At 48.7% G+C, this 14,251-nt stretch carries 13 protein-coding genes; 4 read left to right on the top strand and 9 right to left on the bottom strand.

Annotated features, from left to right (window positions below; all coding sequences use genetic code 11):
* From DUW71_RS09145 to rpsB, 9 genes are all read right to left on the bottom strand, one after another.
* Nucleotides 1-504 carry an OmpH family outer membrane protein gene (locus DUW71_RS09145; RefSeq protein ID WP_158583953.1) on the bottom strand — a complete coding sequence of 168 codons (504 nt, stop codon included), beginning with the start codon at nt 502-504 and terminating at the stop codon, nt 1-3.
* 10 nt (nt 505-514) lie between these two features.
* Entirely contained in the window at nt 515-2,872 is a 2,358-nt protein-coding gene (gene bamA, locus DUW71_RS09140) for an outer membrane protein assembly factor BamA (RefSeq protein ID WP_158583952.1), read from the bottom strand.
* 2 nt (nt 2,873-2,874) lie between these two features.
* Nucleotides 2,875-4,227, bottom strand: coding sequence for an RIP metalloprotease RseP (rseP, locus tag DUW71_RS09135; RefSeq protein ID WP_119394948.1), 1,353 nt, complete (start codon nt 4,225-4,227; stop codon nt 2,875-2,877).
* Nucleotides 4,228-4,246: 19 nt separating this feature from the next.
* Entirely contained in the window at nt 4,247-5,077 is an 831-nt protein-coding gene (locus DUW71_RS09130; RefSeq protein ID WP_119394947.1) for a phosphatidate cytidylyltransferase, read from the bottom strand.
* Nucleotides 5,077-5,793, bottom strand: a complete 717-nt coding sequence (gene uppS / locus DUW71_RS09125) for a polyprenyl diphosphate synthase (RefSeq protein ID WP_119394946.1) — start codon at nt 5,791-5,793, stop codon at nt 5,077-5,079. The genes DUW71_RS09130 and uppS overlap by 1 nt, the downstream gene beginning before the upstream one ends.
* Nucleotides 5,794-5,844: 51 nt before the next feature.
* A complete protein-coding gene (gene frr, locus DUW71_RS09120) occupies nt 5,845-6,402 on the bottom strand; it encodes a ribosome recycling factor (protein WP_119394945.1) in 558 nt (185 codons plus the stop codon).
* A complete protein-coding gene (gene pyrH, locus DUW71_RS09115; protein ID WP_119394944.1) occupies nt 6,392-7,138 on the bottom strand; it encodes a UMP kinase in 747 nt (248 codons plus the stop codon). Before pyrH ends, frr begins: the two co-directional genes overlap by 11 nt.
* A gap of 131 nt (nt 7,139-7,269) precedes the next feature.
* Nucleotides 7,270-8,118: a translation elongation factor Ts gene (gene tsf / locus DUW71_RS09110; RefSeq protein ID WP_119394943.1), complete on the bottom strand. Its 849-nt coding sequence runs from the start codon at nt 8,116-8,118 to the stop codon at nt 7,270-7,272.
* 86 nt (nt 8,119-8,204) lie between these two features.
* On the bottom strand, nt 8,205-8,945 hold the full coding sequence (gene rpsB, locus DUW71_RS09105; RefSeq protein WP_119395122.1) for a 30S ribosomal protein S2: 741 nt from the start codon (nt 8,943-8,945) through the stop codon (nt 8,205-8,207).
* 238 nt (nt 8,946-9,183) lie between these two features.
* On the opposite strand from rpsB, the gene map reads away from it, so the two are divergent.
* The 4 genes from map to DUW71_RS09085 all read left to right on the top strand — a co-directional run bounded on the left by map (nt 9,184) and on the right by DUW71_RS09085 (nt 14,243).
* The gene (gene map / locus DUW71_RS09100; protein ID WP_119394942.1) at nt 9,184-9,963 is read left to right on the top strand and encodes a type I methionyl aminopeptidase; all 780 of its coding nucleotides are present in this window, start codon (nt 9,184-9,186) and stop codon (nt 9,961-9,963) included.
* Between the two features lie 85 nt (nt 9,964-10,048).
* Nucleotides 10,049-12,718, top strand: coding sequence for a [protein-PII] uridylyltransferase (gene glnD / locus DUW71_RS09095; protein WP_119394941.1), 2,670 nt, complete (start codon nt 10,049-10,051; stop codon nt 12,716-12,718).
* Nucleotides 12,715-13,899 carry a succinyldiaminopimelate transaminase gene (dapC, locus tag DUW71_RS09090; RefSeq protein WP_119394940.1) on the top strand — a complete coding sequence of 395 codons (1,185 nt, stop codon included), beginning with the start codon at nt 12,715-12,717 and terminating at the stop codon, nt 13,897-13,899. Before glnD ends, dapC begins: the two co-directional genes overlap by 4 nt.
* Nucleotides 13,896-14,243 carry an arsenate reductase gene (locus tag DUW71_RS09085; RefSeq protein ID WP_119394939.1) on the top strand — a complete coding sequence of 116 codons (348 nt, stop codon included), beginning with the start codon at nt 13,896-13,898 and terminating at the stop codon, nt 14,241-14,243. The genes dapC and DUW71_RS09085 overlap by 4 nt, the downstream gene beginning before the upstream one ends.
* Nucleotides 14,244-14,251 lie beyond the last annotated feature (8 nt).

Here is a 14,251-nt window from a genome sequence, read left to right as displayed (position 1 = left end):
TTATTCACCTGTTGTGAGGCGATTAAACTCTTCTAGAACACGTTCAGAAATGTCCAGCCCATCTTCAGCATAGATGACTGCGCTGCTGTCGAGCACTAAATCGTACTCAGTTTCAGCCAACACACTGCGAATCGCCTCAACAAACTCTTCCTGGTAGCGTTGTAAAAAGGCATTTTGACGTTGTTGTTGAGCTTGTGCCAACTGATTCGATAGTTGGTTCACTTGTTGCTGTACAACAGCCGCCTTCTCCTGCAGTGTTGCTACTTCTTCTTCAGTTAAAATATCTTTGTCTGTCTCGTACTGGCGCTGCATCGCACGCAGCTCTTCTTGCAGCGCTGTGCGCTCACGATCTAAATCACCAAAGTCCGCCTGTAGCCGCGCATTTTCAGCCTGCGCCACTTGGCTAGTAAACATGACTAGCTCTTGATTAATCACGGCGTAGTTAGAGGCCATTGCGGTAAAAGATACACAAGTGGCAAATATAAAAGTAAATAGCTTTTTCATCATTCTGTCCTTAATAAGAAATACCTAGGCTGAAGCTAAATGGGTCGCCAGCGTCACCCTCTTCATGTGCATTAGTCAGTGGGTAGCCCAACACAAAACTAATCGGCGCAACAGGTGTACGCCAGGTTAAATCGATACCAGCAGATACGTTGATATCATCAATACGCCAGCCCGACTGACAGTTTGACGCCTCACTGTAGCCACTGCAACTAGAGGTAGTGGTATTACCCGCATCGATAAATAAGGATGCTCGCCAAGCATCTTTATTTTCTATAAACGGCATTGGTACGAGTAGCTCGGCGCCTATCTCTGTTTTTAGATTGCCACCGAATGCTCGGCCTTGCGAGTCATTTGGCGCTAATTGGTTGTCTTTAAATACTCGAACCGAGCCTCGACCACCAGATTTATAAAGCTCGTAAAATGGCATTTGATTACCACTAATTGGCACGCCAAAACCAAATTCACCATGTACGCGCAAGGCCCAGTAGTCGCGCTCAAATAACGGCCAGTATTGCTCACCTGTGTAGTCGAGCTTAAGCCAGCTCGAACTGCTAAGTGGCGTAGAGTAAGTCGCCGACAAACGATGCTGAGCACCTTTGTTGACTAAAAAGCCACCCTCAAGCGTGTAATAACGCCAGGTTGCACCTAGCGTAAGGGTATCAAATGTATTACTGCCTACATCATCGGCGTAATTGAGTACTTCTTGCGCAACATTGATGGTGTTAGTTGGCAATAGCAGGTCTTTACGTTCAAGGCCAGCTGACCAAATCAGCCGTGAATCTAAGCTAGTCGGGTAACCCGCGCGCACGCGAATACCATAATCATTAGTGCGGTAATTACTCTGCGAAATGACATCATCGTTAATTTCTTCAACGAATAAATCGGCACCAACTGATATGCCACTTTCTGTGGCATAAGGGATGTCATAACTGATGTTCACCTTGCGCTGAGCAAAGGTTAGGTCGCCATCATCATCCCTTGTGGTAGAGGCACTTAGCTCGATCGCTGTTTCATGACCTGTACCGGCCAAGTTCTTTTGTCCAAAACTGCCTGAAATGCTCGCGCCTCGGCTAGGAGAAAATTGCAGCGATGCACTAACATTTCCTACCTTGTCTTCCTCTACCTCGTAGATGACATCAATTTGATTATCCGTACCTGGCACGGGGCGTGTATCGACCGTAGCATTACGCAAGAACCCTAGTCGCATTAATCTGCTGGTACCCTGGCGAATGTCACTAACAATCGCCAATGATTGCTCTAATTGCAGCAACTCCCGACGCAGGGTAACGTCATTGGTGGCATCATTACCAACGAACTCGATCTTGCGCACATAGGTAAGTGGCCCGGGTGTCACTTTGTAGGTTAGGTCAACGGTTAACGCCTCACGGTCAACTGCAGGTAGCACATCAACCTTGGCAAAAAAGTATCCTTGATCATTTAGCTCGTCTAGTATTCGCTGCTGTGTCGCAACAACCTGTGAGCGAGCAAACACATCACCCGCCACCAGCGTTGGCAGACTGTCTAAATCGAACTCGCCCGGCGCATCCACGTTTACACTAGCAAGGAAGTACTGCTCACCCTCGCTAATGTTCAAGTTCAAAGACATGTAGCGACGGTCTCGAGTTAGATCCACTTGCTGCGAGTCAATGGCAAAGTCAACATAACCACGCTCAAAATAGAAGCTTTCCAAACGTCTTAAATCGCCGCGAAACTGCGCCAAAGAGAAATCATGATTGCCAAATAGGGTGTCCCACACTTGTGTATCGCGACGCGGTTTCAGGGTGAAGTTCTCAGCCAGTTCATCATCACTAAACAGGCGGTTGCCGGCAATATTAAACGAGCCTACCTCGGCTTTTGGGCCTTCCTCTACCACAACGGTCACGTTGACGCGGTTGTTTGGCAGTGGCTCTTGGTCAATCGTGACCTTGGCTTCATATAACCCAACCTGAGCATACTGACGCTCAAGCTCACCACTGATCACGGCAATCTTCGACTGATTTAGAATCTCGCCCGCTCTCACACCCTCGGCACTTAGCGCACTGGTGAGCGCCGATTCAGGCACTGTATCAGCGCCTTCTATGGTAAGCGTTTCAATTTGTGGCCGCTCAATCACCACAAATGTCAGTGCGCCATTTTCCAATAACACTTCTACTTGGTCATAGTAACCAGTTTGGTATAGCGCACGCAGTGCAGCTGACACGGCAGATTGATCGATTTTCCCCGGCAAGAGTGTGACGACAGAGCTTGCTGCGGCAGGTGACACTCGTTGCAACCCTTGGAAAGTAATACTTTCTACATCATAAACTTCAGCGATCGCTGTCGCAGACAAGCTCACTGCTATGGCAGTGGATAAAACTGATTTAAACATTCTCATCCTAAGCGATCCAAGTCGTTAAATAAGGCAAACGACATAATTGATAACAAAACAAACATACCTATGGTGCCCCATACTTGCTCAAACTTCTCTGGCATTGGCTGGCCTCGAACCTTTTCTAGTGCCAACAACACCAGATGCCCGCCATCCAGTACCGGCAACGGCAACAGGTTAACCACACCTAGGCTGACACTAATAAAGGCTAGGAAGGTAATAAAGCTGATGACACCATAACTAGCCGACTCCCCCGCTAGTTGGGCAATCGACACAGGTCCAGAAAGATTCTTAGGCGTCACCGCACCTGACAACATCTTTCCTAAGAAGTCAAAGGAAGTGGTTACCAGTTGCCAGGTTTGCTGCACGCCATAAGGCACAGCCTGCAGAGGATTCAGGCGTTCTGTATAGCGATACCCATCGGGAAAAGCGATTTCTTCCGGCAGCAATACGGCAATCCCCACTCTACCTGAACCATCTTCCAACCGTTCAGGCGTCAACACTACTGTATCAACCCCAGATACACGCTGAACACCAACTTCAATAGCCTCACTTGGGCTTGAAGCAAATAGTGATCGCCACTGTTGCCAGTCTGATAATGATTCACCGTTCGCCGTTATTAGTTCATCGCCAGGACGAATGCCCGCATCCTCAGCGGGACTGCCGGCTACCACTTCATCTACAACTGCGGGAATTATGGGTTGCCAAGGTTGCAAGCCAACTTCAGCAAGCACGTTTGGGTCGCGCTCGCCAGACAACCAGCGCTCAATTGCGATGGATAGCTCAACATCTTGGAAACCACGCTCAGGGCGTAATGTGATGTCGATCGTGCCAGATTCTCCAACGCGCTTGACCAGCGCCATTTGCACGTCCATCCAGTTCTCAACTGGCGTGCCGTCGATGGCTATCACCCTGTCGCCACGCTGTGCATTTCCGGCACTGGCAATCATGCTCGCTTCATTCGGCTGATTGATAATAGGACGCAGATTTGGCTGCCCCCACATCGACAAGCCAGCATATAGCGCAATGGCTAATAAAAAGTTCGCCGCAGGCCCGGCAGCGACAATTGCCGCACGGGCACCAATGGACTGGCGATTAAACGCCTGCGATACCAGTTCAGGTGCCACATCCCCTTCACGTTCATCGAGAAACTTAACGTATCCACCAAGCGGCAATAGCGATAACGAAAACTCGGTACCCAGTTTATTGCGCCGACTATAAAGCACAGGGCCAAAACCAATGGAATAGCGCAAAACGTGCACCCCCATTTTTCGGCCTACCCAATAGTGACCAAACTCATGGACAGCAATCAGTATCCCTAGTGCCAGAGCAAAACTTGCCAGCGTTAAGATCATTCACTACCTCAAAGAACGGTTATTGAACTATGCCTACCAGTGCTGGCCACAGTAGTAAACCCAGCACGTAAACAGGTGTTGCAGCGCAGAGCGAGTCAATTCTATCCATCACACCACCATGACCAGGCAAAATCCGGCCACTATCTTTTATACCGCGATATCGCTTAACCATAGACTCAAGCAAGTCACCGATAATCGACAGCACCACAACCAGTAAGCCTAAGCCCAACCATACCAACCATTCTATTGCCTGCCACTGAACGTCTGTTGACAAAATCCACAGACCCGTCGCAACACTGATCAACGCACCAGAACCTAGCGCACCAAATGCCCCCGCCCATGTTTTGCCGGGCGAAACGGTTGGCGCAAGCTTTCGGTCACCGAAGGCTCTACCAACAAAGTAGGCACCAATATCTGCCCCCCACACGTAAAGCATTAGCACCGACAGCAGCAAGGCTGACTGGTCTTGCTGCTTAAGAATCACCAGACCAGACCACATTGGCAGAAGCACTAATGGCCCCATAATCCCGCGCGCCAAGCGCGCCGACCACAAGCCCTGGCGGCGTGGATAACGCTTAACCAAATACCAGGCAACAAGCCACCAAGCACCACCAACATAAACACTCGCGACCAGCCAGTTCTGCCAAGCCAGCAAGGCGAGTCCTACCATCAAAAGCGCGGTATAAATCCAACGCGAACGAGCGTAAGCGGCTAACTTAGACCATTCCCAGCCGCCAACTAAAACGATTAGCGCAGCGAAAATCATAAAGCCTTCAACAGGCAACCAAAAAATACCAGCCAGCATTACCGGCGCTAAAACCGCGGCAGTCAGCACGCGTTGAAGTAACATTATTGCGACTCCCTACTACCAAAACGACGGTCACGACCATTAAATACTGCCACCGCTTGATCAATATGATGCTCGCGAAAATCTGGCCACAGATCCTCGCAAAACCAGAACTCTGCATAGGCTAGCTGCCATAGCAAAAAATTAGAAACGCGTTGCTCGCCAGCTGTTCTAATTAACAAATCCAAAGCGGGCAAATCCGATAAACAAGTGTGCTGATCTAACAACGACTCATCAATATTTGACGCAGCCAGCTCCCCTGCCGCCACTTTTTCAGCCAACACTTTTGCTGCCTGAGTAATATCCCAACGACCGCCATAATTGACTGCAACGTTAATCGACATGCCAGTGTTATTTGCTGTTAAGCGCTCGGCTTCATCAGCTAACTTGTTTATTTTGCTAGATAGGGCCGTGCGGTCGCCGATAATACGCAAGCGCAGGTTATTTTTTGCCAACCGTTTGCTTTCTTTTTCAAGCGCCCAGATGAATAGCTCCATCAACGCACTCACCTCTTCTTGAGGGCGCTTCCAGTTTTCACTTGAAAACGCGAATAGCGTTAAGGCTTCAACACCTAGCTCTGCACTTCTACGAACGGCGGCACGAACAGCTTCAACCGATGCTTTATGCCCAGCAACACCACCTAAGAGGCGTTGTTTCGCCCAACGATTATTACCATCCATGATAATGGCAATATGGCGGGGGATTTTCTCCATTGTCATAAGCTAACTCAGATAATACTGGGTGCTCTAATATGAGCACCCCAAAATGGCTTAAACTTTCATCAAGTCGGCTTCTTTCTCAGCCAAGTGCTGATCCACCACGCCGATCCATTTATCCGTTAGCTTCTGAACTTGCTCTTCACCTTTACGGCCTTCGTCTTCCGACAACTCTTTTTCTTTCACCAGTTCTTTGATGTCAGAGATCGCATCGCGGCGAGCATTACGAATAGACACACGGCCTTTTTCCGCTTCTGCGCGCGCCACTTTTTGCATGTCTTTACGCGTTTCTTCCGTCAAAGCTGGCATCGCAACGCGAATGGTGTCACCAGATGTTGCCGGATTTAAACCCAAATCAGACTTCAAGATCGCCTTTTCTACTTCTGGCACCATAGGCTTTTCCCATGGTTTGATGGATAGCGTGCGGCCATCTTCCACAGAGATGTTAGCAACTTGCGCTAGTGGCGTATCTGAGCCGTAGTAGTTCACGTAAACCGAGTCCAAGATATCTGGGTTTGCGCGGCCTGTGCGAATACGCTTGAACGCGTTATCTAGCGCATCAATGGCCTTTTTCATGTGCTGCTCTGCACCATTATAAATATCATTCAGCATTGTTTATTTCCCCCGACATGAGTGTTCCTTCGTTTTCACCGGTCATAACACCGATCAACGCACTTGGTTTATTCATATTAAAAACCCGAACTGGCATTTGATGGTCACGCACCAAACAAACTGCCGTTAGGTCCATCACACCCAGCTGACGCTCTAGCGCTTCGTTGTATGTCAACTGAGTATACATTTTGGCATCAGGGTTCTTGCGCGGATCGGCATCATATACACCATCCACGTTAGTCGCTTTCAGTACTAGGTCAGCTTCTATTTCAATGCCGCGAAGACAAGCGGCAGAATCCGTTGTAAAAAACGGGTTACCGGTACCGGCTGAAAAAATAACAACATCACCCTGATTCAGGTATCGAATGGCTGTACGACGGTCGTAGTCTTCTACTACGCCTCGCATTGGGATAGCGGACATCACGCGCGTGCGAATATTGGCCCGCTCAAGTGCGTCGCGCATTGCCAGCGCATTCATCACGGTGGCAAGCATACCCATGTGGTCGCCAGTCACGCGATCTAGCCCTGCTTGGTTCAACTCAGCACCGCGGAAAAGATTACCGCCGCCAATCACCAAGCCAACTTGCACACCAATACCTACTAGCTGACCAATCTCCAATGCCATGCGATCCAAGACCTTAGGGTCTATCCCCATGGCCTTCGAGCCAGCTAACGCCTCACCAGATAGCTTTAATAATATTCGTCGATACTTTGCGCGTGTTTCTGTGGCAGGCATGCTTTTGTTTCTCCTCATTTTGAACCGGCAAAGACTAACCAATTTGGCGCCTTTTCGCCAGTGTACCAATGGATTTGACTAAACACGCATAAAAAAAGGGGCCGCTTGGCCCCTTTTTTTTCGAAAATCGCTTAGCCTTTAGCAGCTGCTGCTACTTCTGCTGCGAAATCTACTTCTTCTTTCTCGATACCTTCACCTACTTCTAGGCGAACGAAACCGTTTAGCGTTGCGCCAGCTTCTTTCAGTAGCTGACCAACTTTTTGATCTGGATTCATAACGAATGGTTGCTCAGTCAATGAGATCTCCGCTAGGAACTTCTTCACACGACCTTCAACCATCTTCGCGATAATTTCCGCTGGCTTACCAGAACCTTCAGACTGTGCAGTCACAATCTCACGCTCTTTCTCAACCACATCGCTCGGCACAGCATCCGGTGTTGCATATTGTGGGTTCTGAGCTGCTACGTGCATAGACACTTGCTTAGCGATTTCTTCTGAACCGCCCTCAAGTGATACCAATACACCAATCTTCGCACCGTGTGTGTATTCACCAATTACAGAACCTTCCACGATGGTTGCACGACGAACGGTAATGTTCTCACCGATCTTCTGTACCAAGGCTTCGCGATCAGACTCTAGCTCACCCGCCATCAATGCTGCAATATCAGTTTGCTTAGCAGCTACTGCCGCATCAGCAACCTTATTAGCAAACGATAGGAAGTTGTCATCACGAGCAACGAAGTCAGTTTCTGAGTTGATTTCAATTGCCAAGCCAAAGCCTTCGCCCTGACGTGTTAAGATAACACCTTCAGCCGCAACACGGCTTGCTTTTTTAGCCGCTTTTAGGCCTGACTGCTTGCGTAGGTTTTCGATCGCTAGATCGATGTCGCCTTCGGCTTCAACCAACGCTTTTTTACATTCCATCATGCCAAGACCAGTGCGTTCACGCAGGTCCTTTACTAGAGCAGCAGTAATCGCCATTTTGATATCCTCTGATTTACAAATTCTTAAACGCTAAACGGGGCAATAATGCCCCGCAGAGATTGCCAACATATTGCAAGCTACAATTAAGCTTCTTCTGCTGGCTTATCTTCTTCAACGACTTCAACGAACTCGTCGCCACCGGCAGAGCGAGTCAGTGCAATCGTATCAGCAACCGCTTTCACGAATACTTCGATAGAACGGATCGCGTCGTCGTTACCTGGAATAGCGTAATCAATGCCTTCTGGGTTGCTGTTAGTATCAACAATACCAATCACCGGAATACCCAGCTTCTGCGCTTCTTTAACAGCGATGTCTTCGTGATCAACGTCAACAACGAACAGCATGTCTGGCAAGCCGCCCATCTCTTTGATACCACCAACTGAACGCTCTAGCTTCTCGATTTCACGAGTGCGCATTAGGGCTTCTTTTTTAGTCAACTGCTCAAAAGTACCGTCTTCTTTCTGAGCTTCTAGCTCACGCAGACGTTTAATTGAACCACGAACAGTCTTGTAGTTTGTTAGCATACCACCCAACCAACGGTGGTTTACGTACGGCTGACCCACACGTGTTGCTTGCTCAGCAATAATGCCGCTTGCAGCGCGCTTAGTACCAACGAACAATACTTTGTTCTTGTTACCAGCCGCAACCTTCTCAACTGCTGCCAAAGCAGAGTTCAGCGCAGGCACAGTGTGCTCTAGGTTGATGATGTGGATTTTATTACGAGCACCAAAAATAAATTTGCCCATTTTTGGATTCCAAAAACGAGTCTGGTGACCGAAGTGTACGCCTGCTTTTAACAGGTCGCGCATGCTAACTTTTGCAATAGCCATGAAAATTACCTTAAGAAAATTGGGTTATGCCTCCACTCATCCCAGCAACCAAACCTTGCGGCACCCTGGCTACCGTGTCGATGAGTGTGTGTTATTTACTAATCTAGAGATTAGGGCGCGCAATGATACGCCGTTTGCCAGAAAAAGCAATGTCTAAGGTTGTCGTACACCTAGGGTGATTATTTGGCGTAAACACTCTAAAATGCCCTCACGAATTAGATAAGGTGAAAACATGTCAGCGATAATCAAAACCGCAGAAGACATCGAAGGTATGCGCGAGGCCGGCCGCCTTGCCGCACAAGTATTAGAAATGATCGGCCCGTATGTAAAGCCAGGTGTAACCACAGGTGAGTTAGACAAGATTTGTCACAACTATATTGTCAACGAGCTAAACTGCGTACCCGCACCACTTAACTATGGCCAACCACCTTTCCCTCGCTCTATTTGCACGTCGGTGAATCACGTGGTGTGCCACGGCATTCCCGATGACGGTCGCCAATTAAAAAAAGGCGATGCCGTGAACATTGACGTCACAGTAATCACCCCTAAAGGCTATCATGGTGACACATCAAAAATGTTCCATGTTGGCAAAGTAGGCCCGCATGTTGAGCGATTGAGCCGCATTACTCAGGAATGCCTCTATAAAGCAATTGACATTGTTAAGCCTGGCATCACCCTTGGCGATATTGGCCATGTGATTCAGGAACATGCCGAAGCAAACTTTTATTCAGTCGTTCGTGAATACTGCGGGCATGGTATTGGCAAAGGTTTCCATGAGGAACCACAGGTACTGCATTACGGCAAACCTGGCAGTGGCGAAAAAATTGTTGCCGGTATGACCTTTACCATTGAACCAATGATTAATGCTGGTGGTCGCCAAACAAAGTTACTAGGTGATCACTGGACGGTTATCACCAAAGACCGCAAACTGAGCGCTCAGTGGGAGCACACCATTTTGGTCACTGAAACTGGCGCAGAGGTGCTGACGAAGCGCTCTGAAGAAAGCTTCTAAACCAATTTATCGGGCAGCTAGCATAACAACAAACGAAACCAAGCTGCGCTAAGCACTTGGTTTTTGTTGTGCTAAACGAGGCAATATGTCGATTTTAAATGGCTATGAAGACAGTACGTTAATCGATCTTCCAATGGACGAAGTGACGGCATTGTCGTTTAAAGCACAGCTTAAGCTGCTGGCCGAGCGCCTGCAGTACCGCTACGAACAGGGCGACCCAATTAGGGGACTAGTGCGTGGCAGAGCATGGGCAATGGACCAATTACTGGCCGAGGCATGGCAGAGCTTGGCGTGGCAAAATGATCGCATCGGTTTATTTGCGGTGGGCGGCTATGGGCGTGGCGAATTATTGCCACACTCTGATATCGACCTTTTGATCCTGGCCGAAGATGAGTCCTGCATTGAGCAAAACAAAACCAGCATAGAGCAGTTTGTTATGCTGTTGTGGGACAGCCGCTTAAAGGTTGGCCACAGCGTTCGCAGCATTGATGACTGTGGCAACGAAGCCAAAGCCGATGTAACGGTCATTACTAACCTGATTGAAAGCCGCCAAATCACCGGCAGCCTAGTCTTAGCTGACCAGCTAAACAATGCCATCAGCCCAGATAAAATGTGGCCAAGTAAAGACTTCTTTAAGGCCAAACTGAACGAACAAAAGCATCGCCACGAGAAGTACAACGACACAGAGTATAACCTAGAGCCCAACATAAAAAGCTCACCCGGTGGCCTGCGTGACTTGCAAACCATTGGCTGGATTGCTCGCCGCCATTCTGGTAGTGCGTCATTTCGCTCGTTTTTGGAAAAAGGCTACCTCACCGATGGCGAGTATCGCTCATTATTAGATTGCCAAGCCTTTTTATGGCAGGTGCGTTGGGCGTTACACAGCACTACCGACCGCCCAGAAGACAGATTACGCTTAGACTTGCAACGCCAAATTGCCGAGCTATTCGGCTACGATGATGAAGACGGCAAGCTTGCAGTAGAGCGCTTGATGCAGCGCTATTTCCGCGTGGTGTTTGAGCTATCAGCACTGAACGAGCTGCTACTGCGCCACCTAGAAGATGAGATCATTGGCCCGCCTAATCCAGGCATACTGGTTGACATTAATAGCCGTTTTAGAATTTCTGATGGCTACATAGAAGCCAAGTCAAACGATGTCTTTCAACGCACACCCAGCGCCCTGTTGGAAATATTTGTTCTAGCTGCCCAGCATCACGAACAAGTGAGTGGCATCAAACCCAATACCAGTCGTGCCATTCGCGCTAACTTACACCGCATTGATGGCCCGTTTCGCAATGACATTCGCAACACCTCAATGTTTATGGAGCTGATGCGATCGCCACTAGGGGTGAACACCAACTTACGTCGCATGGGTCGTTTGGGCGTGCTGGGTCGCTGGATTCCAGAATTTGGTCGCATTGAAGGTCAGATGCAATACGACCTATTCCATGTTTATACTGTTGATGCACACACCTTGTTAACGGTGCGAAACTTGCGCAAGTTTCGCCACCGCTCGAATACCAAAGAGTTTCCAATTGCTACGCAAGTCATCCACGAACTTGGCAAGAAAGAGTTAGTCTACCTAGCAGCCTTATTCCACGACATTGGTAAAGGCCGTGGTGGCGATCACAGTGAACTTGGCGCCTATGACGCGCTGCGCTTTTGCGAGCGCCACAGGCTAAGCAAGCCAGATACTGACCTGATCGTCTGGCTAGTGGAACATCACCTATTGATGAGCTTAACCAGTCAGCGCGAAGACTTATCCGACCCAGAGGTGATTCGAGAGTTCTGCATCAAAGTGCGTGACCAGCGTCGTTTGAATTACCTATATGTATTAACCGTTGCTGACATCTACGCTACCAACCCTGCACTTTGGACAAGCTGGCGAGCGAGCTTACTCAAGCAACTGTTTGATGAAGCTAAGCGCGCGTTTCGCCGAGGCCTTGAAAATCCGATAGACCGCCAAGACCTGATTGCCGAAACACAAACTCTGGCACTGGAGATTCTAGAAAAAGATGGCTTCAGTGCCGAGGAAGTCTGTCAACTGTGGGGTGAACCAGGTGAGGATTACTTCCTGCGAGAATCGCCTGAAAATATTGCCTGGCACACCAAGTCGTTAATGCATTCCAGCCCTGATGCGCCCGTTGTGCTAATGAAAGAAACCGATGAAGATAGCTTCGCCGGGGCAACGCAGATTTTTATTTATGCACCTGACCGTCCACACTTGTTTGCCGATATTGTCACGACACTCGATGCGCTAGATCTAAACATTCAGGACGCTCGAATTATGACGTCCTCGGGCAGTCACTTTAGTTTGGACACCTTTATTGTGCTGGAGCAAGATGGCCGATCGATTGGTGAGAACTTTGAGCGCATGCGTGATATTCAGCACACCTTATTGCTGATGCTATCAGACAAACAACCTCCTAAACGGGCGGTTCGGCGCACACCAACAAGGCTTAAGCATTTCCACGTGCCACCTCGTGTGACCATCTCTAATGACTTATATAACGAAAGAACCGTTGTAGAGGTAATTGGCACCGATCGCCCTGGCTTGCTTGCCGAACTCGGGGCGGTATTTAAAACATTTAACCTTCCTTTGCTTAATGCACGTATCAGTACGCTGGGAGAGCGTGCCGAGGACGTGTTTTTTATCGTTGACCAAAATAATCAACCACTAGAAGACGATGCACTGTGCAGTGAGATTCAAGCAGCACTGACAGCGGTACTAGAAAATGGAGCCTCAACAGAATGAATTCAGAGTTGTCTGCACTGCAGCCCTACCCGTTTGAGAAGCTAGCCCAACTTAAAGCAGGCCTAACCCCCGCTGGTGAACACATTGCCCTATCGATTGGTGAGCCCAAGCATCCAGCACCCGAGTTTGTGCTAGAGGAGCTGACCAACGCCTTGCCAGAGGTTGCCAAATACCCTGGCACCAAGGGCACACCTGAGCTGCGTCAAACCATTAGCAACTGGCTAGAGAAGCGATTCAGCCTTAAGCAAGTGGATAGCGAAACCCAAGTGTTACCAGTAAATGGCACCCGCGAGGCAATATTCGCATTTGTACAGGCCGCATTTGACCGCCACAAATCAGGTAAAAAAGTTGTTTGCCCCAATCCCTTCTACCAAATTTATGAAGGGGCAGCATTTTTAGCGGGCGGCGAACCACACTTTATTCCATGCCTTGATGGCCAACAGCCAGACTTTGATGCGGTCACTGATGAGGTTTGGCAGCAAACGCAAATCTTGTTCATTTGCACACCAAACAATCCAACAGGTGCCACGCTTAGCAAAGCCGAACTACAAAAGCTTATCCACCTAGCTGATAAGTTTGATTTTATTTTAGCGTCTGATGAATGCTACTCCGAAATTTACCTAGATGAAGCCCACCCACCAGTTGGCTTGCTTGAAGCATGCGCCGACTTGGGCCGGCACGATTATAAAAACTGCGTGGTGTTTCATTCGCTATCTAAGCGCTCTAACTTGCCAGGGCTGCGCTCTGGCTTTATTGCCGGCGATGCCGACATCATGAGCGACTTTCTGCGCTACCGCACCTATCATGGCTGTGCTATGCCAGTGCATCATCAGTTAGCAAGCATTGCCGCTTGGCAGGATGAAACTCACGTTGCCAGCAATCGTGATTTGTATCGAGTTAAATTCAAGAAATTTAAGAGCTTGCTTGAAGGCTCACTCGACCTAGTGATTCCACCGGCGAGTTTTTATTATTGGGCAAAAACCCCAATTGATGATGAACAGTTCGCCAAGCTACTTTATCAAGAGGCCAACCTAACCGTATTACCAGGGCGCTATCTTGGCCGTACGGTCGAAGGCATTAACCCAGGCGAAGGCTACATACGCATGGCAATGGTGGCAACGGTGGATGAGTGCCTAGAAGCAGGCGAACGTATCAAAACTGTAATCAAAGAAAAGCTATGATTGAACTCTTTGGCATAAAAAACTGCGATACCGTTAAAAAAGCACGCAAGTGGTTAGACAACAATGGTATTGAATATGACTTTGTAGACTTTCGCCAAGACCCGGTGGATGAAGCAACCCTCACAGATTGGATTGCCCAAGCCGGTGAGCAAATAGTCAACAAGCGCAGCACAACTTGGCGCCAGCTCGATGAAGCAGATAAAGAAGCGCTAACAAACGACAAAATTCTGCAGCTCATTAGCGAACATGTGACCCTAATTAAACGCCCTGTTTTGCTAGCAGAAGACACAATTACCCTAGGCTTCAGCGACAAGCAGTACGAAGCCTTGCTGATGGAAAAGTAACGGAGATA

It is taken from the genome of Salinibius halmophilus (assembly GCF_003577475.1).
Taxonomy (GTDB): Bacteria; Pseudomonadota; Gammaproteobacteria; order Pseudomonadales; family Natronospirillaceae; genus Salinibius; species Salinibius halmophilus.
Note: the sequence above shows the minus strand (reverse complement) of the source record. Positions and strands in the feature narration are given on the sequence as shown.

Excerpts from the sequence above, each read along its gene's own strand:
- dapC (WP_119394940.1), top strand. The coding sequence starts at position 12,715 with ATGAATTCAGAGTTGTCTGCACTGCAGCCCTACCCGTTTGAGAAGCTA.
- frr (WP_119394945.1), bottom strand. The coding sequence starts at position 6,402 with ATGCTGAATGATATTTATAATGGTGCAGAGCAGCACATGAAAAAGGCC.
- rseP (WP_119394948.1), bottom strand. The coding sequence starts at position 4,227 with ATGATCTTAACGCTGGCAAGTTTTGCTCTGGCACTAGGGATACTGATT.
- uppS (WP_119394946.1), bottom strand. The coding sequence starts at position 5,793 with ATGACAATGGAGAAAATCCCCCGCCATATTGCCATTATCATGGATGGT.
- tsf (WP_119394943.1), bottom strand. The coding sequence starts at position 8,118 with ATGGCGATTACTGCTGCTCTAGTAAAGGACCTGCGTGAACGCACTGGT.
- DUW71_RS09145 (WP_158583953.1), bottom strand. The coding sequence starts at position 504 with ATGAAAAAGCTATTTACTTTTATATTTGCCACTTGTGTATCTTTTACC.
- glnD (WP_119394941.1), top strand. The coding sequence starts at position 10,049 with ATGTCGATTTTAAATGGCTATGAAGACAGTACGTTAATCGATCTTCCA.
- map (WP_119394942.1), top strand. The coding sequence starts at position 9,184 with ATGTCAGCGATAATCAAAACCGCAGAAGACATCGAAGGTATGCGCGAG.
- DUW71_RS09085 (WP_119394939.1), top strand. The coding sequence starts at position 13,896 with ATGATTGAACTCTTTGGCATAAAAAACTGCGATACCGTTAAAAAAGCA.
- pyrH (WP_119394944.1), bottom strand. The coding sequence starts at position 7,138 with ATGCCTGCCACAGAAACACGCGCAAAGTATCGACGAATATTATTAAAG.
- DUW71_RS09130 (WP_119394947.1), bottom strand. The coding sequence starts at position 5,077 with ATGTTACTTCAACGCGTGCTGACTGCCGCGGTTTTAGCGCCGGTAATG.
- bamA (WP_158583952.1), bottom strand. The coding sequence starts at position 2,872 with ATGTTTAAATCAGTTTTATCCACTGCCATAGCAGTGAGCTTGTCTGCG.